General features: G+C 63.2%; 18 protein-coding genes and 1 other RNA gene. 14 read left to right on the top strand and 5 right to left on the bottom strand.

All coding sequences use genetic code 11. From position 1 onward, the window contains the following. Positions 1–5: 5 nt before the first annotated feature. From ftsY to GM676_RS07050, 4 genes are all read right to left on the bottom strand, one after another. A complete protein-coding gene (ftsY, locus tag GM676_RS07065; RefSeq protein ID WP_155462720.1) occupies positions 6–1,043 on the bottom strand; it encodes a signal recognition particle-docking protein FtsY in 1,038 nt (345 codons plus the stop codon). 74 nt (positions 1,044–1,117) lie between these two features. After that, positions 1,118–2,062, bottom strand: coding sequence for a MerR family transcriptional regulator (locus GM676_RS07060; RefSeq protein ID WP_155462763.1), 945 nt, complete (start codon positions 2,060–2,062; stop codon positions 1,118–1,120). A 304-nt stretch (positions 2,063–2,366) separates the two neighbouring features. Beyond that, on the bottom strand, positions 2,367–3,281 hold the full coding sequence (locus tag GM676_RS07055; protein WP_155462719.1) for an AEC family transporter: 915 nt from the start codon (positions 3,279–3,281) through the stop codon (positions 2,367–2,369). A gap of 2 nt (positions 3,282–3,283) precedes the next feature. Then, positions 3,284–4,270 carry a TauD/TfdA family dioxygenase gene (locus tag GM676_RS07050; RefSeq protein ID WP_170304240.1) on the bottom strand — a complete coding sequence of 329 codons (987 nt, stop codon included), beginning with the start codon at positions 4,268–4,270 and terminating at the stop codon, positions 3,284–3,286. 397 nt (positions 4,271–4,667) lie between these two features. Between GM676_RS07050 and GM676_RS32755 the strand changes: the two genes are divergently transcribed. From GM676_RS32755 to GM676_RS07030, 4 genes are all read left to right on the top strand, one after another. Then, a complete protein-coding gene (locus GM676_RS32755) occupies positions 4,668–6,275 on the top strand; it encodes a methyl-accepting chemotaxis protein (RefSeq protein ID WP_155462717.1) in 1,608 nt (535 codons plus the stop codon). Positions 6,276–6,441: 166 nt separating this feature from the next. Beyond that, on the top strand, positions 6,442–6,675 hold the full coding sequence (locus GM676_RS07040) for a hypothetical protein (RefSeq protein WP_155462716.1): 234 nt from the start codon (positions 6,442–6,444) through the stop codon (positions 6,673–6,675). A 270-nt stretch (positions 6,676–6,945) separates the two neighbouring features. Beyond that, the gene (locus GM676_RS07035; RefSeq protein WP_155462715.1) at positions 6,946–8,019 is read left to right on the top strand and encodes a porin; all 1,074 of its coding nucleotides are present in this window, start codon (positions 6,946–6,948) and stop codon (positions 8,017–8,019) included. A gap of 71 nt (positions 8,020–8,090) precedes the next feature. After that, complete coding sequence (locus GM676_RS07030; RefSeq protein WP_155462714.1) at positions 8,091–8,624, top strand: hypothetical protein; 534 nt, start codon at positions 8,091–8,093, stop codon at positions 8,622–8,624. Here GM676_RS07030 and GM676_RS07025 read toward each other — a convergent pair whose 3' ends face one another. After that, positions 8,625–10,328 (bottom strand): thiamine pyrophosphate-binding protein, encoded by a 1,704-nt coding sequence (locus GM676_RS07025; protein ID WP_155462713.1) that lies wholly within the window; start codon positions 10,326–10,328, stop codon positions 8,625–8,627. It lies immediately after the preceding gene. Positions 10,329–10,446: 118 nt separating this feature from the next. Here GM676_RS07025 and rnpB point away from each other — a divergent pair. From rnpB to murD, 10 genes are all read left to right on the top strand, one after another. Further along, an RNA gene (gene rnpB, locus GM676_RS07020) (RNase P RNA component class A) lies at positions 10,447–10,780 on the top strand. Between the two features lie 11 nt (positions 10,781–10,791). Next, positions 10,792–12,276, top strand: coding sequence for a glycerol kinase GlpK (gene glpK, locus GM676_RS07015; protein ID WP_155462712.1), 1,485 nt, complete (start codon positions 10,792–10,794; stop codon positions 12,274–12,276). Positions 12,277–13,013: 737 nt separating this feature from the next. Continuing rightward, positions 13,014–13,442, top strand: a complete 429-nt coding sequence (gene mraZ, locus GM676_RS07010; RefSeq protein ID WP_371866138.1) for a division/cell wall cluster transcriptional repressor MraZ — start codon at positions 13,014–13,016, stop codon at positions 13,440–13,442. Between the two features lie 12 nt (positions 13,443–13,454). Beyond that, positions 13,455–14,417, top strand: coding sequence for a 16S rRNA (cytosine(1402)-N(4))-methyltransferase RsmH (gene rsmH, locus GM676_RS07005; protein ID WP_155462710.1), 963 nt, complete (start codon positions 13,455–13,457; stop codon positions 14,415–14,417). Further along, positions 14,414–14,689, top strand: a complete 276-nt coding sequence (gene ftsL / locus GM676_RS07000) for a cell division protein FtsL (RefSeq protein ID WP_155462709.1) — start codon at positions 14,414–14,416, stop codon at positions 14,687–14,689. Before rsmH ends, ftsL begins: the two co-directional genes overlap by 4 nt. Then, positions 14,686–16,461, top strand: coding sequence for a peptidoglycan D,D-transpeptidase FtsI family protein (locus tag GM676_RS06995; protein ID WP_155462708.1), 1,776 nt, complete (start codon positions 14,686–14,688; stop codon positions 16,459–16,461). The genes ftsL and GM676_RS06995 overlap by 4 nt, the downstream gene beginning before the upstream one ends. Continuing rightward, on the top strand, positions 16,458–18,023 hold the full coding sequence (locus GM676_RS06990; RefSeq protein ID WP_371866137.1) for a UDP-N-acetylmuramoyl-L-alanyl-D-glutamate--2,6-diaminopimelate ligase: 1,566 nt from the start codon (positions 16,458–16,460) through the stop codon (positions 18,021–18,023). Before GM676_RS06995 ends, GM676_RS06990 begins: the two co-directional genes overlap by 4 nt. Next, the gene (locus tag GM676_RS06985) at positions 18,023–19,408 is read left to right on the top strand and encodes a UDP-N-acetylmuramoyl-tripeptide--D-alanyl-D-alanine ligase (protein WP_155462707.1); all 1,386 of its coding nucleotides are present in this window, start codon (positions 18,023–18,025) and stop codon (positions 19,406–19,408) included. Before GM676_RS06990 ends, GM676_RS06985 begins: the two co-directional genes overlap by 1 nt. A gap of 2 nt (positions 19,409–19,410) precedes the next feature. Then, a complete protein-coding gene (gene mraY / locus GM676_RS06980; protein ID WP_155462706.1) occupies positions 19,411–20,580 on the top strand; it encodes a phospho-N-acetylmuramoyl-pentapeptide-transferase in 1,170 nt (389 codons plus the stop codon). Continuing rightward, positions 20,580–22,178, top strand: coding sequence for a UDP-N-acetylmuramoyl-L-alanine--D-glutamate ligase (murD, locus tag GM676_RS06975; protein WP_155462705.1), 1,599 nt, complete (start codon positions 20,580–20,582; stop codon positions 22,176–22,178). The genes mraY and murD overlap by 1 nt, the downstream gene beginning before the upstream one ends. The last annotated feature ends 1 nt before the right edge of the window (position 22,179 follow it).

The raw sequence follows: 22,179 nt of genomic DNA, 5'->3' as shown, positions 1-22,179 counted from the left end.
TCTGATTATCCAAGCAGTGCTTCTACAAATTCGGCAGCCACGAAAGGCTGCAAGTCTTCGATCTTTTCGCCCACGCCGATGAAGTACACCGGCACCGGCCGCACGCGCGCGATGGCGGCCAGCACGCCGCCCTTGGCGGTGCCGTCCAGCTTGGTGATCACCAGGCCGGTCAGCTTGAGGGCGTCGTCGAAGGCTTTCACTTGCGCCAGCGCATTTTGCCCGGTATTGCCGTCGATCACCAGCAGCGTTTCGTGCGGTGCGCCGTCCATGCCCTTGCCGATCACGCGCTGGACCTTTTTCAATTCCTCCATCAGATGCAGCTGGGTCGGCAGGCGGCCGGCGGTGTCGACCATGACCACGTCCACGCCCTTGGCCTTGCCGGACTGCACGGCGTCAAACGAGACGGCGGCCGGGTCGCCCGAGGCCTGCGAAATCACGGTGATGTTGTTGCGCTGGCCCCAGACCATCAGTTGTTCGCGGGCGGCGGCGCGGAAGGTGTCGCCGGCGGCCAGCAGCACCGACTGGCCATGGGTCTGCATGTGCTTGGCCAGCTTGCCGATGGTGGTGGTCTTGCCGGCGCCGTTGACGCCGGAAATCATCATCACGGTCGGGGTGTGGCGGCCCAGCTCGAACGGGCGTTGCAGCGGGGTCAGCAGTTCGATCATCAGCTGCTTGAGCGCGACCTTGACGGCGGCGGCGTCCAGCAGCTTGTCTTCCTTGACCTTGCGCTTGAGGGCGTCCAGCAGGTAAGTGGTGGCGTCGACGCCGGCGTCGGACATCAGCAGCGCCGCTTCCAGCTCATCGTACAGATCGTCGTCGATCCTGGCGCCGACGAACAGGATGGACAGGTTGTTGGAGGTCTTGGACAGGCCGGCCTTCAGGCGCGACATCCACGATTGCTTCTGCGCCGGCTCTTCGATCGGCAGCAGGTCGGGCAGGGTGGCGGTTTCGGCGGGCGCGGCCGGGGCGGCGGGAACCGGGGCGACGACAGGCGCCGCAGGCGCTTCGGGAGCGACAGGTTTTTTCTTGAAGAAACTAAACATGGATATGTGTTTGGGTGTGCTGGCCAGCACGGAGTTTGCTTATTTTACCAGAGCGCCACGGCGGGCAGCTCTCCTCAGCCAGCCGACAGCACCGCATTGCGCGCGCGCCATTCGGCAATCGCGCCGGCCAGGTCGGCCAGTTCGAACACCCGCACATAGGACGGGCGGCGGCGCTTGAGGGCGGAATTGCTGCCGCCGGCCCACAGTTCGGCGCAACCGGCCAGGCGGGTGTGCAGCTCGGCCAGCCCATCCAGCGCCTGGCGCGGATTCATGGCCACCGAGAACGACAGCGCAATGATGTCCACCCGCTGCACGCGCGCCGCCTCGACAATATCGAGCAGCGGCGTCTGCACGCCCAGCGAAATGCAGTGCGCGCCTTCGGCCACGCACATGGCCTCGGCCATCAGCAGGCCCAGCCCGTGACGCTCCTGCGGCAGGGTGGTCAGCAGGATGCGCGGCGCGCCGACATTGCTGGCGTTGGCCTGCGGCATGGCGAAGATGGCGCTGCGCATCACCACCGTCAGCGACTCGGTATATAAGTGTTCCTCAAACGTGGCCAGCTGGCCGCTGGCCCAGGCCTCGCCGATCAGGGTGGTCAGCGGCGCCACCAGTTCGATCACAAAGCTCTTCAGGCCCATCATCAGCAGCGCCTGCGACAGCTTGCGGCGCAGCGCCTCCATCTGATGACTCTTGCACAGGTCCAGATAGGTTTGCAATTCCGGCGCCGGCGCCATGGCGCCGGTCTTGCCGGTGGCCTTACCGGTCAGCGCCTGCAACTCGTCGGTGCTGAACTGGATCACCTTGCCCGGACGGAAGCCGAGGTCGATCAGGCGCTTGACCAGCCGTAGCTTGTGCACCTGCTCGATCGGATACACGCGCTCGCCGTGGGGATCGCGCAAGGGTTGCGGGAAATCGTAACGGCGTTCCCACACGCGCAGGGTCTCCTTGGCCACGCCGGTGTCGCGTTCGACGTCGCTGATGGTGCTGGATGCAGATTGTGGGGGAACGATATTTGTCATCATGCATCTTCTGCCGCGACCGGTACCGCGGTCGCGTGGGTTGGCACAGGTTCGAGGTGCACAGGCATCCGGGCCTGGGCCCGCTGCGACCTGCATTTTACATTCGTTTTCCCTGCGAAAACACCGCGCCCGTGTGCCGTGATAACACGATCAACTTACCGCAAAGTGCTTGTCCACGACACACAGTTGACATCCAGAACTATTTCCCTGATTGCCGGATTTCCTCGTTAATTGTCCAAGACAAAATATTTTGACAACTTGAAAAAAATTGAAACACGGCTGTTGTACGCAACGGAATTTGTTGTCAGTGCAACCATTGCAGCAACTGCGGGCTCAGTGGCACGGTCAACGCCGCCAGCAAGGTTTGCAGCGTGATCAGCGCCGCCATCAGGCGCGTGTCGCCGCCCATCTGCCTGGCCATGATGTAGGCGTTGGGCGCGGTCGGCAGCGCGCAGTAGAAGCAGGCCGCCAGCGCCACCGGCGCCGACACGGCGAACAGCAGGCAGACCTTGGCCGCCAGCAGCGGCAGCAGCAGCAGCTTGAGCGCCGAGGTCAGGCCCAGCGCCACCGGCCGCAAACCCTGGAGCGAAAACACCAGGCCGCTGCCGACGCAGACCAATCCCAGGCACAGCGCCGCGCGGCCGAGAATGTCGAGCGTGTTGAACAGCATCGCCGGCAGCGGCAGGCCGGACAGGCTCCACAGCGCGCCGGCCAGGGTCGACAGGATGATCGGATTGGCCGCCAGCGCCCGCACGATGCGGCCGCCGTCGGCCCGCGTGCCGCTCCACCAGGACAGGGCGATGACCGAGATCACATTCACCGCCGGCAGGCACAGCGCCAGGGACAGCATCACCAGCGAGGCCGTGTGCTGGTCGAAGAACAGGGCCGAGACGGCGATGCCGAAATAGGTGTTGGGCCGGATCGCGCCCTGCACCACCGACGAGCGCGTCGGCGCCGGCAGGCCGCGCGCCGGCAACAGGGCCAGCAGCGTTGCCGCCACCGCCAGCGCGGTCGGCAGCAGCGTGGCCAGCGCCAGCTCGCCCACCTGCCCCGAGTGAAAGCTCAGCCTGGCGGTGCCGCTGAACAGCAGCGCCGGGAAGCAGATGTTGTAGGTGAACTTTTCAATCGACGGGAAGAAAGCGTCCGGCAACCAGCCGTAGCGGCGTATCGCCACCCCGAGCAGGATAATCAGGAACACTGGCAGGATGGCGTTCAGCATGCTCAATCCGCCGAAATGCCCGACGGGCCGACGCGTTCGGCGTTGGCGAGGTCGGAGATGCGGATGCGGATCAGGTGGCGCGCCGGGTCGGTGTAGACGCCGCGGCCGTGCAGCGCGTGGCGGTTGTCGGCCCACAGCAGCGTGTCGTCCGGCAATTGCTGGCAAAAGCGCGGCGCGCGGAACTCGATCACCTCGTTCAGCAGTTCCAGCGCCGCGCGCACGGCCGGCGTGTCGTGCTGCGGCCGCGCCGCCAGGCCCTTGACGATGGAGTCGTGGCGCCAGCGCATGGCCAGCATGCCATCGTGGCGCTGGAACACCGGCGCCAGATGGACTTCGACGCCGTCGTCGCTGGCGGCGTACACCGAGGGCACGCGGAACGGCAGCGGCGTCGCGCACAGCAGCGCGAAGGCGGCGCGGCCGGCTTCGCTGCGTTGCAGCTCGGCGTGGATATCGTCGACGTCGACCAGCAGCGTCTCGCCGCCATTGCAGCCGGCCGCGCTCACCACGTACAGCATGAACTGCTCCTCAGGCATCGGATAAAACGAAGAGTCGGTATGCATGTCGGCGTTGCCGACGCGCTCGGAGAAGGTGACGTAGCGGCTGTTCTGGCCGCTTTCCGGGCGGGCGCGGATGTCCCATGCCACGCGGTGGGTGCGCTGGTCGGTGGAGGTGGGGAAGCCCTGGCACAGCGCGATGGCGTACAGGATGGCGTTGCGTTGCGCCTCGCCGAGGCCGGTCAGGCCGAGGCCGGTGATGGCCAGGCCGCGCGCCTCGGCGTGGCCGATCAACTGGCTCAGGCGCTGTAGCGTGGGCACGGCGCGCAGCTCGCGCTGGAGCGCCGTCTCGTCGGGGTGCGGGTAAAAGCCGTTGTCGTTGAAGTCGCTGAAATAGCGGCGGACGATGGCCAGAATGGTGGCCTGATCGTCGCCCCAATCGCCCTCGTGCGCGGCGATCAGGAAGCGTTGCGGTTGCTGGAATGCTGCGCCCATCGTGAACCTCCTATGCAAAGAAAAAATTCCACACGGAAACATATTGACGCATAGTACGATGGAAAATGCTGCTGCGCAACAGCCGCGAATGTCTGCCGTGCCGGGGGGGCTGACGCGGCCCCGATGGTTCTCTTGGGAAACTATGTCTCGTATATTCCACCGTGGTTATTTTGATATTCCAAACAAATATATGTGGAAACTACGTAGACGCCGGTCAATATACGGTTAATTTGCCATTGAGAAATGTTGGTGATTTTTTGTGAATTTTCTAGGAGAATGCTGGTTTGGCGTTTGCCGGCCGACGTGCCGACATCAAGGCGGGCTTGCACCATTGCGGTGCAATATTATTCGCCTAGCTTAACTTTACTTAACGCAGAAGAATTTAAGGACCAAGATAATGAAATGGCTACATGACCTGAAGCTGGCCACAAAGCTGGGGGTGGCGTTTGCGGCGGTGCTGCTGCTGACGGCCGCGGTGGATGTGTTTGCGATCGTCAAGCTGGCGCAGGTGAACAACACCTCGACCGAGCTGTCGGCGCGCTGGATGCCGGCGATGCGCGTGGTGCAGGACCTGAAGGCGCAGATCGCCCGCATCCGCACCCGTGAATTCCAGTACATCATTTCCACCGAGCAGACCGAAATGGACAAGTACGACAAGGTCATCGCCAAGGATCTGGAAGACCTGGCCGGGATGCAAAAAGAATACGCCGGGCTGATCTCCACGCCGGAGGAAACCGCGCTGTACGGCGAGTTCCTGTCGATGTGGGATCGCTACATGGCGGAGGACCTCAAGATCCGCGCCGCCGCCCGCGTCAATGACGACGCCCAGGCCATCCTGCTGATCCGCGGCGAATCGAACAAGCTGATCGTCGCGCTGCGCGGACAGGTCGACAAACTGGTCAAGCTGTACGGCGAAGGCGCCGCCGCCGCCTCGCAGCACGGCGACGCGCTGTACGCGTCGGCGCGCTTCTGGATCATCACCTTGCTGATCGGCAGCGTGCTGCTGGGCGCGCTGGGCGCGGCGCTGATCACCCGCTGGCTGGTGCGGCGCCTGGGCGGCGAGCCGGATTACGCGGTCGCCATCGCCGGGCAAATCGCCGCCGGCCACCTGGCGGTGGAGGTCGACACCCGCCCGGGCGACGACCGCAGCCTGTTGTTTGCTATGAAATCGATGCGTGACAGTCTGGCCGACCTGGTCGGCCAGGTGCGCAGCGGCGCCGACACCATCGCCACCGCCTCGGCCCAGATCGCGGCGGGCAACAGCGACCTGTCGGCGCGTACCGAGCAGCAGGCGGCCACGCTGGAGGAGACCTCCGCCTCCATGGATGAGCTCAACAACGCGGTGCACCAGAACGCCGGCAGCGCCGCCGAGGCCAACCGGCTGGCGCTGAGCGCGTCCGCCGTGGCGCAGCAGGGCGGCGCCGTGGTGTCGAAAGTGGTGCAGACCATGGGCTCGATCAATGATTCGTCGCGCAAGATCGTCGACATCATCGGCGTGATCGACGGCATCGCCTTCCAGACCAATATCCTGGCGCTGAACGCGGCGGTCGAGGCGGCGCGGGCGGGCGAGCAGGGCCGCGGCTTCGCGGTGGTGGCCACCGAGGTGCGCAACCTGGCCCAGCGTTCGGCCGCCGCCGCCAAGGAAATCAAGGAATTGATCGGCGATTCGGTGGAGCAGGTCGAGGCCGGCAGCAAGCTGGTCGAGCAGGCCGGCGCCACCATGGAGGAAGTGGTGGTCAGCGTGCGCCGCGTGACCGAGATCATGACCGAGATTACCCGCGCCGGCGACCAGCAGCGTGCCGGGATCGAGCAGGTCCACGCCGCGATCGCCGGCATGGACGCCGTTACCCAGCAGAACGCGGCGCTGGTGGAGGAGGCCGCCGCCGCGTCGCACAGCATGCGGGAACAGACCTCGTCGCTGGCACAACTGGTGGCGGTGTTCCGCCTGGAAGGCGGCCACCACGGCACGCAACTGGCGCTGTCAGCGCCGCGCCGGCGTGCATGATTGAATCGGATTCATGGCCGCAGTGCACCAAAATGTCTCTAATCCGCAACAGGTAGCAATTTCTTACAAATCGGTACCCACATGCAACTTACGCCGCTTTTGACAGAATTTACTACACAACTAAAGCTGTAATACTAGGAGCAAAGTTGGTTTTGAGGCTATTTCGGTGGATAAAACTGCCGAACAAACGCCGGAGTTGTTAGCTTATTACCATTGGGTAGAGGCGAGCGTGGGGGGCGTTCAGTATAAAATAGCGTCAGAAATAGCAATGTGGCTATTTTTACTTGGTCCGACGAGCAGTGGTAACCCCACCGTGTTCATCGTGCGCAAACCCAGCCTGTTTCGCTTGATCGGCAGGAAATATTGCGATGCGGTAAAATACCGCTGCTTTGAAAAATGACAAGCTGTACTACGATTCAGTATGAATGGTTTTACACTTGTTGAAGTTTCTAAGCATCAGTATAGTGCCGCCTCCGGCGCTCCACGAGAGCGCCGCGACAAAGCCGGCGTAGATTTTATCGGCCGCAACACAGTGAACGCACCCCTAGACCGGGTGCACAGTGGCAGCTGGGGAGTTTGCCCTCACGCACAAACGGCTCAAGCCGAGAAGCACCGAACACGCCGTACTACTGGCTTATTTTTACAGCAACACAACTGAAGGAAACACGTAATGAAAAAATCCCTTATCGCTATCGCCGTACTGGCAGCTACCAGCTCCGCAGCATTTGCTCAATCGAACGTCACCATCTACGGTATCCTGGATGCAGGCATCACCGCGGAACGCGGCGGCGCAGCTGGCAGCGTCAGCAAAGTCACCAGCGGCGCCGCTTCGGCCTCGCGTATTGGCTTCAAAGGCACCGAAGATCTGGGTGGCGGTCTGAGCGCGATCTTCAAACTGGAAACCGGCGCGCGTATCGACGACGGCACCCTGGACAACACCACCAGCACCCTGTTCAACCGTGAAGCCTACGTTGGCCTGTCGTCGAAAACCGCCGGCAGCCTGACCCTGGGCCGTCAGTACACCCCGTACTACGAAACCCTGCGCGACGTTGGCGATCCATTCGCCATGGGCTACGCTGGCACCGCTAAAAACCTGTTCCCAGTTGCCAGCTTCATGACCCGCAACTCGAACGCCGTGGTGTACAAATCGCCTAACCTGGAAGGCTTCACCGCCGCTGTTTCGTACAGCCTGGGCGAAGTTGCTGGCGACGCATCGGCTACCCGTCAAGTTGGCGGCTCGCTGGGCTACAACAACGGTCCTCTGAACGTTGCCGTTGCTTACAACAGCAAAAACAACGACACCGCCACCGTGAAAACCGCCGGCGTGGGCCACAACGCCCTGATCGCTGCCAACTACGACTTCAAAGTCGTGAAAGTCTTCGGCGCCTTCTCGAAAGACAAAGGCCTGAACAGCGCTCCTCTGAACGGCCCGGCTACCGCCTACGGCTACACCTTCACCGCTTCGCAAGACAGCAGCGACGCCCTGATCGGTCTGAGCGCGCCAGTGTCGGCCGCCGGCACCGTGATGGCTTCGTACATCCGCAAGAACGACAAGGAAGTGGCTAACCGTGACGCCGACCAGTGGGCAATCGGCTACAACTACGCTCTGTCGAAGCGCACCAGCACCTACGTTGCGTACGCCAAGATCAAGAACAAGAACGGCGCTGGCTACACCGTTGGTAACAACAGCGAAGCCGGTTCGGGCGACAAAGCCTTCAACCTGGGCCTGCGTCACTCGTTCTAATCTGATTTTTAATCAGGTTTGAATCCACAACGGCTGCCTGGTGCAGCCGTTGTTCTTTTCTGAAAGCGATCATGACTCGACGAGCCATATTTGCCGGCGTCATCCTGCTGGTGTCGTGCGCGGTGCTGGCGGCCCCGAAAAAGCCGGCCAAACCGGGCGCGCTGCCACGCTACGGCATGCTGGTGTTTTCAGATTTATGCATGCACCCCGACAGCGGCGAGTTCGGCGGCCAGCGCATCACCTTGCAGCGCTTTGCCGAAGTCGATACCGTGCTGTACGAATTTACCGCCGGCGGCCTGAGCTGGCCGGTGGTGGCCAGCGACGTGACCATCGATCCGCGCGGCCAGCAGTTTTATTTCACGGTGCAGCCACCGGACGAGGATGAGCGCACCATCAGCGGCCATTTGGCCGACAACGGCAAGACGCTGGTACTGGACGGCGGCTATTGCGAAGACCAGTCGGTGCCGATGCGCCTGCCGCTGGTGACAGATTTCAGCCGCAAGGCCGGCACCTGCCGCGCCTGCCCCGCGCCGAAAGTGAAGCAGCCGCCTGAAGAAGAAAAGCCGGTGATCGACACCGGCTCCACGGTCACCGCCAGCCGGTGATTAGCCGGCGGCCTTGGCCGCCTCGGCCGTCTTGCGGATGGTCTCCAGCGTCGCGCCCGGCGTGATCAGGTTGCCGTCGTAGCGCAGCTCGATCACGGCCGGCAGCTGCTTGTCGCGCGTGAAGGCGAGGGCGCGCTCCAGCGCCGGCGCGAACGCCTCGGTGTTGTCGACCACCTCGCCGGCGCCGCCGTACGCCACGGCCAGCGCGGCGAAGTCCGGATTGTGCAGCGTGGTGCCGGACACCCGGCCTGGATACGCGCGCTCCTGGTGCATGCGGATGGTGCCGAACATGGCGTTGTTGAACACGATGATGATCACGCCCGCCTGGTACTGCACGGCGGTGGCGAGTTCCTGGCCGTTCATCATGTACTCGCCGTCGCCGGCAAAGGTGATCACGGTGCGGGCCGGATCGATGATCTTGGCGGCCACGCCGGCCGGCACGCTGTAGCCCATGGCGCCACTGGTCGGCGCCAGCTGGGTGCGCATGCCGCCATAGCTGTGGAAGCGGTGCGCCCAGGTGGCGTAATTGCCGGCGCCGTTGGTGATGATGACATCGTGCGGCGCCAGCTTGTCGATCTGCCGCACCACTTGCCACAAGTCGAGCGGCGCCTTGCCGTCCTTGAAAATGGCCGGCTGTTGCTGCCATGCGGCGTAGTCGGCGCGCGCTTCCGCCACGCTGCCTTGCCAGGCGCTGGCATCCACCGGCGCCATGGCCGCCAGCATGGACGCCACTTGCGGCATGCCGCTGTTGATCATCAATTCCGCCTGATAGACGCTGCCCAGTTCCTCCGCATCGGCGTGCACGTGGATCAGGCGCTGTGCCGGCACCGGCGCTTGCAGCAGGGCGTAGCCGCTGGTGGTCATCTCGCCGAGGCGCGGGCCGATGGCGAGGATGACGTCTGCCTCGCGCACGCGTGCCGCCAGTTTCGGGTTGATGCCGATGCCGACGTCGCCCACATAATGAGGATGCGCATTGTCCAGCAGATCCTGGAAGCGGAAAGCGCACGACACCGGCAGATGATTGGCTTCGGCGAAGCGCTGCATGTCGGCGCAGGCCTGCTCGTTCCAGCCGCCGCCGCCCAGCAGGACCAGCGGCTTTTTGGCGCCGGCCAGCATGCTGCGCACGGTGTCGATCTGCGCGGCCGATGGCGAGGCTTGCACCGGCTGGTAGCGGCGGGTGTCGGCCACGCTGGCTTTGGTGACCAGCATGTCCTCCGGCAGGGCCAGCACCACCGGGCCGGGGCGGCCGCTGGTGGCGATCTGGAAGGCGCGCGCGATGTATTCCGGGATGCGGTCGGCGCGGTCGATCTGGGTCACCCACTTGGCCATCTGGCCATACATGCGGCGGTAGTCGATTTCCTGGAAGGCTTCGCGGTCGATAAAGTCGCCGCCGACCTGGCCGATAAACAGAATCATCGGAGTCGAGTCCTGGAAAGCCGTGTGCACGCCGATCGAGGCATTGGTGGCGCCGGGGCCGCGGGTGACGAAGCAGATGCCCGGCTTGCCGGTCATTTTGCCGTAGGCGTCGGCCATGAACGCGGCGCCGCCTTCCTGGCGGTTGATGATGAAGCGGATAGCGGAATCGTGCAAGGCGTCGAGCACGTCCAGATAGCTTTCGCCGGGTACGCCGAAAGCGGTGTCCACGCCGTGGATCTTCAGGGCGTCGACCAGGATCTGGCCGCCGGTGCGGGATGGTTGCGTCATTATTGTGGGCCTCGTGGGTGAATTATCCGAGCATTCTACGGCGGTGCGCGGGGGGCGGCTTTTGGAATGGCGACACCAAATTTCAGATTTGGAGGCGCGGGCTGGTACAATAGCGGCCGATGCAAGCCAGACAGCCGCTGGCCAGCGCGTAATGCCTGGCGGGAGGAAGGTCCGGACTCCATAGAGCGGGGTGACGGTTAACGGCCGTCCGTCGAAAGGCCTTCGGGCTATAAGGCGAGGAATAGGGCCACAGAGACGAGCGTATTAAGTTACGGTGAAACGCGGTAACCTCCACCTGGTGCAATTCCAAATAGGCACGCGATGATGTTGCTCGCGGAGCGTGCGGGTAGGAAGCTTGAGCGCTGGAGCAATCCAGCGCCTAGAGGAATGGCTGTCATAGCGCAGGTTCGCCTGCGCCGTAACAAAATCCGGCCTATCGGCTTGCTTCAACTAATTACACGAGATGAAAAAATTCATACTCGCCCTCGATCAGGGTACGACCAGTTCCCGCGCCATCCTGTTTGACCATCGGGGGCAGATCTGCGGCAGCGCGGCGCAGGAATTTCCCCAGCATTTCCCCCATCCCGGCTGGGTCGAGCACGACCCGATGGATATCTGGCACAGCCAGCTCAACGTCGCCCGCAAGGTCTTGCACGACAACCAGATCGATCCGCACCATGTGCTGGCGATCGGCGTCACCAACCAGCGTGAAACCACCGTGGTGTGGGACCGCAAGACCGGCGAGCCGATCGCCCCGGCCATCGTCTGGCAGGACCGCCGCACGGCCGAGTTGTGCGACGCCCTGCGCGCCGACGGCAAGGCCAAAAAGATCAGCGACAGCTCCGGGCTGGAGCTGGACGCCTATTTTTCCGCCACCAAGCTGAAATGGCTGCTCGATAACGTGCCTGGCGCGCGCGCGAAGGCCGAGCAGGGCGGGCTGGCGTTTGGCACGGTCGACAGCTGGCTGGTGTACAAACTGACCGGCAAGCACGTGACCGACGTCAGCAACGCCGCCCGCACCATGCTGTTCAACATCCACCTGATGCGCTGGGACTACGACCTGCTGCACCTGTTCGGCATACCGGAGGCGGTGCTGCCGCAGATCGTCTCGTCGAGCGAAGAGGTGGGCAATACCCATCACAGCCTGTTCGGCGCGGCGATTCCGGTGGCCGGCATCGCCGGCGACCAGCAGGCCGCGACCTTCGGCCAGGCCTGCCACCAGCCGGGCATGGTGAAAAATACCTACGGCACCGGCTGCTTCATGCTGATGCACCTCGGCCGCCATCCGGTGGCCTCCCACAACCGCCTGCTGACCACGGTGGGCTGGCGCGTCGACGGCGAGACCGACTACCTGCTGGAAGGCAGCGTCTTCATGGGCGGCGCCACGGTGCAGTGGCTGCGCGACGGCTTGGGCATCATCCAATCCTCGGCCGAGGTGGAGGCGCTGGCGGCCAGCGTGCCGGACAGCGATGGCGTGTTCATGGTGCCGGCCTTCGTCGGCTTGGGGGCGCCGCACTGGGACGCGTATGCGCGCGGCGCGTTGTTCGGATTAAGCCGCGGCAGCACCCGCGCCCACATCGCCCGCGCCGCGCTGGAAGCCATCGCCTACCAGAGCGCCGAGCTGATGGCGGCGATGCAAAAAGACGCCTCGACGCCGTTGGTGGAGGTGCGCGCCGATGGCGGCGCCGCCCGCAACGACCTGCTGATGCAATTCCAGGCCGACCTGCTGGGCGTGCCGGTGGTCCGTCCGGAAGTCACCGAAACCACCGCCTTGGGCGCCGCCTACCTGGCGGGGCTGGCGGTCGGCTTCTGGGACAGCCAGGAAGAAATCGCCGCCCAATGGAGTTGCGAACGCCGCTTCGACCCCACCATGTCCGCCGACCGCCGCGCCGAACTCCTGGCCAAATGGTCGCGCGCCGTTGAGCGTTCTAAAACCTGGGAAATCTAAATTCAGGGTCAGCTCTGTCATTTGGACAGTCGCGCTATTTATTTGATCTTTCTCAATACGCAAATTAAGGGCTTTTAGCGTATTGATTTGGATCAAAGGACGTAAGCCTGTGTCCAAATGACAGAGCTGACCCTGAATTCGGGTTTTGGAGCGCGTATAATGCCGTGTGAAGGCCCGCGATGCAGTGCAAAATTTGTATAGACAATTTGTGCGGCTGGCGTTGTACCGAAGTAAACATTGAAGTTCGTTGTGGCTGTTTTGTGAAGGTTCCTCATTCCTCTTGAGCGCGCTGCTGGTGCGCCATCTGGCATTTCTCCTCTCGATTACCCGCGTTTTCCACCTTCCATCCCCTGTTGTCGATTTAATACTGCAATGTTGGTCCTTTGCAACTTTATGCTTTTAATTCAATTTTTTTATCGTGGCCTTTTCAGCGCCAAACACATGGGTACAACTGAGGTTACACCTTCACAACCTTTCATAAGTGCTTAATTTATTGGGTTATTTTATTTCTAGCTGGCTTCAAGGAATCGCGCTAAGTCCTTAATTTCATTACTAAAATCCCCGTTTCGATTGGCTGAAACCGCTTGACCACTATTCTTGCATCCTCTAAAGTGGGCATCTGTGTGAAAAAGTGTCTTTTTGTGGGAAATTTTGCCTGACTTAGCGGACAGGGAAGATGAAAACAACGAGCCAGTTTTTTATGCTCCGCTAACCATACAGAGGTAAAAGGTCCTAACGTGTTTCAAGGCGCGTCCGCAATCAATCTCGATGCCAAAGGCAGGATGTCCATCCCTGCCAAGCATCGTGACGCGCTCTCGATCCAGTGCGAAGGCCGCCTCACGCTGACGCGCCACCCCGACGGCTGCGTCATGCTGTTCCCCCGTCCTGTGTGGGAACAACATCGTCAACAGATCGCCGCATGGCCCATGCAAGCGCGCGCCTGGCAGCGCATTTTCCTCGGTTACGCCACCGATGTGGAAATGGACACCGCCGGCCGCATCCTCATCTCGCCCGAACTCCGCGCCGCCGTCGGCCTGGATAAAGAGGTCATGATGATGGGCATGGGCTCGCACTTCGAGATCTGGGACGCCGCCAAGATGGCGGAAAAAGAGCAGCAGGCCATGGAAGCCGGCACCCCCGATGTACTCGCCAATTTTTCCTTCTAAGGCCCCACCATCATGACCACGACAACGGTGCCTGAATTCCAGCATCGCACGGTGCTGTTAGACGAAGCGGTTGATGCGCTGGCGCTGCATGGCGCGCGCGCCAACGGCGTGTTCGTCGACGGCACCTTCGGCCGTGGCGGCCATTCGCGCCTGATCCTGTCGAAGCTGGGTGCCAATGCCCGCCTGATCGCGTTCGACAAGGACCCGCAAGCCATCGCCACCGCCGAACAAATCAAGGACCCACGCTTCACCATCGTCCACGACAGCTTCGCCACCATGCGTGAAGCGCTGGCGGAGCGCGGCCTCAAACAGGTGGACGGCATCCTGCTCGACCTCGGCATCTCCTCGCCGCAGGTGGACGATGCCGCGCGCGGCTTCAGCTTCCGCAACGACGGCCCGCTCGACATGCGCATGGACACCACGCGCGGCATGTCGGCGGCGCAGTGGCTCGCCACTGAAACCGAACAGACACTGGAAAAGGTGATAAAAGAATATGGGGAAGAACGGTTTGCTTTTCAGATTGCAAAGGCGATTGTTGCTCGCCGGGCAGTCGAGCCAATTTCAAGCACACGACAGCTTGCCGGCATCGTGGCAGGCGCGGTCAAGACTCGGGAGAAGGGCAAGGACCCGGCCACCCGCACATTTCAGGCTATCCGGATTTTCATCAATAAAGAGCTTGAAGACCTTGAAGTCGGTTTGAACCACGCCTACGACAGCCTGGCGCCGGGCGGCATCCTTGCCATCATCAGCTTCCACTCGCTGGAAGACCGCATGGTGAAGCGCTTCTTCGCCTCCAAGGCCAACGTCGAGCAGCCCGATCGCCGCCTGCCGATCCGCGCGGTCGACCTGCCGCAGCCGGAGCTCAAGCTGCTGTCCAAGATGAAGCCATCCGACCAGGAGGTGGACGAGAATCCGCGCGCCCGTTCGGCGGTGATGCGTGTCGCGCGCCGCCTTCCAATTCCGGAGGGCGCATGAGCGGCAAGATCAATCTGGTGTTGACGATATTGCTGGTCGCTTGCGGCCTGTCGCTGGTTAACGCCCAATACCAGGCGCGCCATTTGTTCATCGAACTGGAATGCACGCAGTCGCAGGCGCGCCAGCTGGATATCGAATGGGCGCAGCTCCAGCTGGATCAGTCCACGCTGGGCAAGCACGCGCGCATCGAGGAAATCGCGCGCCGCGATCTGAACATGACGCCGTTGACCGCGGCGCGCACGCAATACCTGACGCCGGAGGCCTCCAAATGAGCCGCGGCAGCAATATGAACACCTCGCGCGTGGCCGCCTCCAAGGGCGTGGCCTTCTCCAAGAGCCCAGTGCTGGCAGTGCGTCTGCCAACCTGGCGTTCGCGCGTTGTGCTGTTCGTATTGTTTGCCGCCTTTGCCGCATTGGCCGGCCGTGCCCTGTGGCTGCAAGGCCTGTCGACCCAGTTCCTGCAAAAGCAGGGCGAGATCCGTTATGCGCGCACGCTGGAACTGCCGGCCACGCGCGGCAAGATCACCGACCGCGATGGCCAGGTGCTGGCGTCGTCGGTGCCGGTGAAAGCCATCTGGGCGATCCCTGACGATGTGCAGGAAGCCCCGCCGGCCAAGCTGAAACAGCTGGCCAGGCTGCTGGAGATGAGCGACGCCGAGCTGCAAAAGAAGCTCGACTCCGACCGCAACTTCGTCTACCTGAAACGCCAGGTGGAGCAGGATGTGGCCGACCAGATCACCAAGCTGGGCATCGAAGGCATCCAGACCCGCAAGGAATACAAGCGCTTCTATCCGCAGGGCGAGGTGACTACCCACGTGGTGGGCTTCACCAACGTGGAAGATCAGGGCCAGGAATCGATGGAGCTGGCGCAGCAGAAGACGCTGCAAGGCGTCACCGGCAGCCGCCGCGTGATCAAGGACCGCCTGGGCCGCATCGTCGAGGATATCGAGTCGGTGCGCGAGCCGCACGACGGCAAGGACCTGACCCTGTCGATCGACAGCAAGATCCAGTACATCGCCTTCACGCAGGTGAAGGACGCGGTGGAGAAATTCCACGCCAAGGCCGGCGCCGCCGTGGTGCTGGACGTGCACAGCGGCGAAGTGCTGGCGCTGGCCAACTGGCCGACCTACAACCCGAACGACCGCTCCAAGCTGACCGGCGAGCAGCTGCGCAACCGCGTGATGACCGATACCTTCGAGCCGGGTTCCTCGCTCAAGCCGTTCACCGTGGGCCTGGCGCTGGATGAGGGCCGCGTCAAGCCGCACACCATGTTCGACACCGGCAACGGCGCCATGGTGATCGCCGACCGCGTGATTCACGACACCCACCCGCATTACATGATCGACGTGCAGGGTATCATCCAGAAGTCGTCCAACATCGGCACCTCCAAGATCGCGCTGGGCATGCCGGCCGAGGATATGTGGGAGATGTTCACCAAGGTCGGCTTCGGCCAGCAGCCGAAGTGGGGCTTCCCCGGCGCGGTGGCCGGCCGTGTGCGTCCTTATAAATCCTGGCGTCCTATCGAGCAGGCCAACATGAGCTTCGGCCAGGGTATCTCGGTATCGCTGATCCAGCTGGCGCGCGCCTACATGATCTATGCCCGCAATGGCGACATCATCCCGCTGTCGTTCCAGAAGCTGCATGAAGCGCCGCACGGCACGCAAGTGGTGAGCGCCAAGACCGCCGCCGAAATGCGCGAGATGCTGGAGATGGTGACGCAGCCAGGCGGCTCCGCCGTGAAAGCACAGGTGCCGGGCTACCGCGTCGGCGGCAAGACCGGTACGGCGCAGAAGGTGGTCAACGGCCGCTATTCGCAATCCAAATATATCGGTAACTTCGTCGGCATGGCGCCGATGTCGGACCCACGTTTCATCATCGCCGTCATGATCGACGAACCGGGTGGTCCGGTGCACGTCGGCGGCGACGTGGCGGGCCCGGTGTTCTCGGCTCTGGCGGCGCAGGCACTGCGCGCCAAGAACGTGGCGCCGGACTCGGACCTGACCCATATCATCATTCCTGAATCAGCAGCACAGGGGAACATGTGACGACTTCTACTTTCGACCCATTGGCTACCGCGGCCGCGATCCGCAAGCTGGCGCCGAACGCGCAGCTGGCTTCGGATTCGCGCCGCATCAAGCTGGGCGATGTGTTCTTTGCGTTTGCACCAAGCGCCGGCGACGCCGGCGATGGGCGCAGCTTCATCGAAAGCGCCATCGAGCAGGGCGCGGCGTTGATCGTGCTCGACCCGGCCGGCTTCACCTGGAACGACAAGTGGACCGTGCCTTATCTGACGGTGGATAGCCTGAAGGCCAATGCCGGCGTGATCGCCCATGCCTTCTACCAGCAACCGGATGCCGCCATGTTTACCGTCGGTGTCACCGGCACCAACGGCAAGACCTCCAGCGCCGTGTGGCTGGGCCATGCGCTGTCGCGCGCCGGCGAACCGGCGGCGGTGGTCGGCACGCTGGGCGTGGGCGTGTTCCGTCCACGCGGCGATGTGGAATACGACGTTACCGGCTACACCACGCCGGACGCGGTGCTGCTGGCGCGTACGCTGGCCGACCTGCGCGAGCAGGGCGCGGCTTCGCTGGCGATTGAAGTGTCGTCCATCGGCCTGGATCAGGGCCGCGTAGCGGGCATGCACTTCGACGTGGCGCTGTTCACCAACCTGACCCGCGATCACCTGGATTACCACGGCACCATGGAGGCCTACGAGGCGGCCAAGGTCAAGCTGTTCGAGTGGCCGGGCCTGAAAACGGCGGTCATCAATCTGGACGACCCGGCCGGCCTGCGCCTGATCGCGCATCTGAAATCGCGCGCTCCGCTGGGCGGCAATATCCCGCTGATCGGCTACACCCTGCAAGACGCCGCCGCGCAGCCGGACATCGAGGGCGTTCTGATGCTGCGTGCCAGCCAGCTGCGCGCGGGCCGCGGCGGCGGCACTGAATTCCATCTGGACTGCATGCTGGGCGTGGCGCAAGTGCGCACGCATCTCGTCGGCGCCTTCAACATCAGCAACGTGCTGGGCGTGATGGGCGCGGTGATCGCCAAAGGCATGGGTCTGCGCGCCGCGATTGAAGCCGTGGAAGGACTGGAGCCGGCGCCGGGCCGCATGCAGCAAGTCGGCGGCCACGATGCACCGCTGATCGTGATCGACTACGCGCACACGCCGGACGCGCTGGAGAAAACCCTGGCCGCGCTGCGTCCGGTGGCGAATGACCGCGGCGGCCAGCTGTGGTGTGTGTTCGGCTGCGGCGGTGACCGCGATCCGGGCAAGCGTCCGCAGATGGGCAAGATCGCGCAGGCGGCGGACCATGTGCTGGTCACCAGCGACAATCCGCGCAGCGAAGATCCGCACTCGATCATCGAGCAGATTTTGGCCGGCATGGACCAGAACAACCCGGCATCGACGGTGCAGGCGCTGGACGACCGCGCCGCCGCTATCCTGTCGGCGATCAAGCACGCCGGCAAGCCGGATGTGATTCTGCTGGCAGGCAAAGGTCACGAGCCGTACCAGGAAATCAAAGGCAAGAAGCTGCCTTTCTCCGACGCCGATCACGCGCAACTGGCGCTGTCGGCCCGCTTAACCATGATGAGGACGAATTAATGCGTGCAGCAGTCGCACACATTCTGCCTTCTCTGACCGGCGCACGCTTAGTGAACGCCGGCGATGTTGTATTCAACGGCGTGTCGACCGACAGTCGTAGCGTAGCCGCAGGCGCGTTGTTCGTTGCCCTGCGCGGCGAAGTGTTCGACGCCCACAACTTCCTGCCGCAAGTGGCGGAGAAGGGCGTTGCCGCCGTCGTTGTGGAGGAAGTGCCGGAAGGCTTCACCCTGCCGGCCATCGTTGTACCGAATACTTTGGTGGCGCTTGGTCAGATCGCCAACTGGTGGCGCAAGCAGTTTGCCGTGCCGGTCATCGGCGTCACTGGCAGCAATGGCAAGACCACCGTCAAGGAAATGATCTCCGCCATCCTCGCCGCAGCGTATGGCGAAGAAGGCCGTCTCGCCACGCGCGGCAACCTGAATAACGAAATCGGCGTGCCGCTCACGCTGTTCCGCATGGACGCGCAACAGCAGGCGGCAGTGATCGAGATGGGCATGAACCATCCGGGCGAAATCGGCCGCCTGGCCGTCATCGCCGGCGCCAACATCGCCATGGTCAACAACGCCCAGCGCGAGCATCAGGAATTCATGCACACCGTGGAAGCGGTGGCGCGCGAGAACGGTTCGGTGCTGTCCGCGCTGCCAACCGACGGCGTGGCCGTGTTCCCGTATGGCGACGAGTTCACCCAGATCTGGGAAGAGCTGTCGGCCGGCCGCCGTCTGCTGCGTTTTGGCTTCACCAAGGAGGCGGAAGTGAGCTGCACTTTCCGCGCCAGCGATTTCGAAAGCGAGATGTTCATCACCATCTGCGAGAGCGAGGCGGACACGCAGCAGTTCTTCGTGCGCCTGCAAGCGGCTGGTGAACACAATGTGCGCAACGCGCTGGCGGCGGTGGCATGCACCTACGCCGCCGGCGTGTCGCTGGAAAAGATCAAGCTGGGCCTCGATACCTTCGCGCCGGTCAGCGGCCGCTTGCAGAAGAAGCAGGCGGTCAATGGCGCCGTGGTGATCGACGATACCTACAACGCCAATCCGGATTCGGTGCGCGCCGCCATCGACGTGCTGTCGAAAGCCGCTGCGCCACGCGTGCTGGTGCTGGGCGACATGGGCGAAGTCGGCACGCAGGGCCGCGAGTTCCACGAAGAGATCGGCGCTTACGCGCAGGACAAGGGCATCGAAACGGTGCTGGTAACAGGCGAACTGGCCGCGCATATCCAAGGTGCCAAGGTTCGTCATTTTGAAAACTTTGGCGATTTGTTGTCTGCGGTGGACGCGGCGGCATCGCCTGATGCAACTGTATTAATCAAGGGCTCCCGCTTCATGAAGATGGAGCGGGTCGTGCAGCATTTGATTGGGTCGCAACAAGCTAACAAGGAAGGTCACTAATCATGCTGCTCTGGCTAGCACAATTTTTCCAGCAGGACGTCGGGTTACTCCGCGTGTTCAATTTCATCACGTTCCGCGCGGTGTTCGCCACCGCGACGGCGCTGTTCATCGGCCTGGCCGCCGGCCCGTTCGTGATCCGCAAGCTGACCGCCATGAAGTACGGCCAGGCAGTGCGCACCGATGGTCCGCAGACGCACCTGAAAAAACACGGCACGCCGACCATGGGTGGTGTGCTGATCCTGATTTCGATTGCGGTCGCCACGCTGCTGTGGTGCGATCTGTCGAACCGCCTGATCTGGCCAGTGCTGATCGTGACGCTGGGCTTTGGCGCCGTGGGCTGGGTGGATGACTACCGCAAGGTGGTGTACCAGGACCCGGAAGGCATGCGCTCGCGCGAGAAGTATTTCTGGCAGTCGCTGGTCGGTATCGCCGCCGCGCTGTATCTGGGCTTCTCTGTGTCGGCCACCAGCACCGCGCAAGTGTTTGAGCTGTTCTTTGCCTGGGTGCGTTCCGGCTTTGAGATGGACCTGCCGCCGAAGGCCGACTTGATTGTGCCGTTCTTTAAAACCATCAGCTATCCGCTGGGCGTCTGGGGCTTCATCGCGCTGACCTACTGTGTCATCGTTGGCTCGTCCAACGCCGTTAACTTCACCGACGGTCTGGATGGACTGGCCATCATGCCGACGATTATGGTGGGTTCGGCGCTGGGCCTGTTCGCTTACCTGACCGGTAGCGCCACGTATTCGAAGTATCTGTTCATTCCGCACATTCCGGGTGCGGGCGAGTTGATCATCTTCTGTGGCGCGCTGGCCGGCGCCGGCCTGGCCTTCCTGTGGTTTAACACGCATCCGGCGCAAGTGTTCATGGGCGATGTCGGCGCGCTGGCGCTGGGTGGTGCCCTGGGAACTATCGCGGTGATTGTGCGTCAAGAGATTGTGTTGTTCATCATGGGCGGCATCTTCGTTGCGGAGACGGTGTCGGTGATGATTCAGGTGAGCTGGTTCAAGTACACCAAGAAGCGCTATGGCACCGGCCGTCGCGTGTTCCTGATGGCGCCACTGCACCACCACTTTGAACAAAAAGGCTGGAAAGAGACCCAGGTCGTCGTGCGCTTCTGGATTATCACGATGATTCTGGTACTGGTTGGACTCTCGACGTTGAAACTGCGCTGATGATTTACGAAGGCAAAAACGCACTGGTGTTAGGGCTGGGTGAATCCGGCCTGGCGATGGCGCTGTGGCTGGCCCGCAGCGGCGCGCGCGTGCGCGTGGCCGATACGCGCGAGGTGCCGGATCGTCTGCCTGCACTGCGGGCCGCCGTGCCGGAAGCTGAATTCGTCGCCGGCCCATTCGGTGCATCGCTGCTGGAAGGTGTGAACTTCGTCGCTGTCAGCCCTGGCCTGGCGCCAGGCCGCGAGCTGAAAGAAATCGCGCCGGCCGCCGCTGCCGCAGGCATCGAGGTATGGGGCGAGATCGAACTGTTCGCGCAGGCGCTGGAGTGGCTGAAAGAGTCGCGCGGCTACGCACCGAAAATCATCGCCATCACCGGCACCAACGGCAAGACCACCGTCACCACGCTGGTCGGCCAACTGTGCGAGCGCGCCGGCAAGACCGTACGCGTGGCCGGCAACATCAGCCCCGCCGCATTGGACGTGCTGCGCGAAGTGCTTGACGCCGCTCCCGCGGCGGACGTACCCGACGCCGTGCACGCCGATGCTGCCGCGCCAGCCGCCGCGTCGCCGTCCGCGCTGCCGGACATCTGGGTACTCGAACTCTCGTCCTTCCAATTGCAGACAACGTTCACGCTGGAAACCGACGCGGCGACCGTGTTGAACGTGACGCAGGACCACCTGGACTGGCACGGCGACATGCCATCCTACGCCGCCGCCAAGCACCGCATCTTTGCCGCCAACACCGTGCGCGTGTTGAACCGCGACGACGCCACCACCATGCGCATGGCCAGCGCCACCGGCCATAACGTCACCTTCGGCACTGATGCGCCAACCTTGCAGGACGACCTTGGCCTGAACAACGAGCGCGGCGTGCTGTGGCTGGCCACCGCCGTCCCGGCCGAAGAAGAGGGCGAGCCGAAGAAACGCAAAAAGAACGATCCACCGCCACCACCCGTGGAGTGCATCGTCAAGAATCTGATGCCGGCCGACGCGCTGCAAATTCGCGGCATCCACAACGCCGCCAACGCGCTGGCCGCGCTGGCCCTGTGCCGCGCCATCGACCTGCCACTGGCGCCGCTGCTGCACGGCCTGCGCGAATACCGCGGCCAGCCGCACCGCGTGGAACTGGTCAGCGCCATCAACGACGTTGAATACTACGACGACAGCAAAGGCACCAACGTCGGCGCCACCGTGGCCGCACTGAATGGCCTGGGCAAAGCCTTCACCGGCGAAAACCAGCGCCTGCTGGTGATCCTCGGCGGCGACGGCAAAGGCCAGGACTTCGCGCCACTGGCCGAACCACTGGCCCGCTACGCCCGCGCGGCACTGCTGATCGGCCGCGACGCCCCGCAAATCCGCGCCACGCTGGAGCAATCCGCGCGCGAACAGGGTACCGGGTTGGCCTATCAGTTGGAAGACTGCGGCACCGACCTGCCGCACGCCGTCAAGCGCGCCGCTGAACTGGCGCAAGCCGGCGACGCCGTGCTGTTGTCGCCTGCGTGCGCCAGCATGGATATGTTCAAGAACTACGCGCATCGCGCCCAGGTGTTCATCGACACCGTGCGCGATATCGCGCTCGACGCGGGACAGGAGATCTGAC

This window comes from Duganella radicis, from assembly GCF_009720825.1.
In the GTDB taxonomy this organism is placed as follows: domain Bacteria; phylum Pseudomonadota; class Gammaproteobacteria; order Burkholderiales; family Burkholderiaceae_D; genus Rugamonas; species Rugamonas radicis.
The sequence above is the reverse complement of the archived record's forward strand: the minus strand, read 5'-3'. Positions and strand labels throughout refer to the sequence as shown.

Excerpts from the sequence above, each read along its gene's own strand:
- GM676_RS07035 (WP_155462715.1), top strand. The coding sequence starts at position 6,946 with ATGAAAAAATCCCTTATCGCTATCGCCGTACTGGCAGCTACCAGCTCC.
- GM676_RS07030 (WP_155462714.1), top strand. The coding sequence starts at position 8,091 with ATGACTCGACGAGCCATATTTGCCGGCGTCATCCTGCTGGTGTCGTGC.
- GM676_RS06995 (WP_155462708.1), top strand. The coding sequence starts at position 14,686 with ATGAGCCGCGGCAGCAATATGAACACCTCGCGCGTGGCCGCCTCCAAG.
- glpK (WP_155462712.1), top strand. The coding sequence starts at position 10,792 with ATGAAAAAATTCATACTCGCCCTCGATCAGGGTACGACCAGTTCCCGC.
- GM676_RS07050 (WP_170304240.1), bottom strand. The coding sequence starts at position 4,270 with ATGGGCGCAGCATTCCAGCAACCGCAACGCTTCCTGATCGCCGCGCAC.
- GM676_RS07055 (WP_155462719.1), bottom strand. The coding sequence starts at position 3,281 with ATGCTGAACGCCATCCTGCCAGTGTTCCTGATTATCCTGCTCGGGGTG.
- GM676_RS06985 (WP_155462707.1), top strand. The coding sequence starts at position 18,023 with ATGCGTGCAGCAGTCGCACACATTCTGCCTTCTCTGACCGGCGCACGC.
- ftsL (WP_155462709.1), top strand. The coding sequence starts at position 14,414 with ATGAGCGGCAAGATCAATCTGGTGTTGACGATATTGCTGGTCGCTTGC.
- rsmH (WP_155462710.1), top strand. The coding sequence starts at position 13,455 with ATGACCACGACAACGGTGCCTGAATTCCAGCATCGCACGGTGCTGTTA.
- ftsY (WP_155462720.1), bottom strand. The coding sequence starts at position 1,043 with ATGTTTAGTTTCTTCAAGAAAAAACCTGTCGCTCCCGAAGCGCCTGCG.
- GM676_RS07060 (WP_155462763.1), bottom strand. The coding sequence starts at position 2,062 with ATGACAAATATCGTTCCCCCACAATCTGCATCCAGCACCATCAGCGAC.
- murD (WP_155462705.1), top strand. The coding sequence starts at position 20,580 with ATGATTTACGAAGGCAAAAACGCACTGGTGTTAGGGCTGGGTGAATCC.
- GM676_RS07025 (WP_155462713.1), bottom strand. The coding sequence starts at position 10,328 with ATGACGCAACCATCCCGCACCGGCGGCCAGATCCTGGTCGACGCCCTG.
- mraY (WP_155462706.1), top strand. The coding sequence starts at position 19,411 with ATGCTGCTCTGGCTAGCACAATTTTTCCAGCAGGACGTCGGGTTACTC.
- GM676_RS32755 (WP_155462717.1), top strand. The coding sequence starts at position 4,668 with ATGAAATGGCTACATGACCTGAAGCTGGCCACAAAGCTGGGGGTGGCG.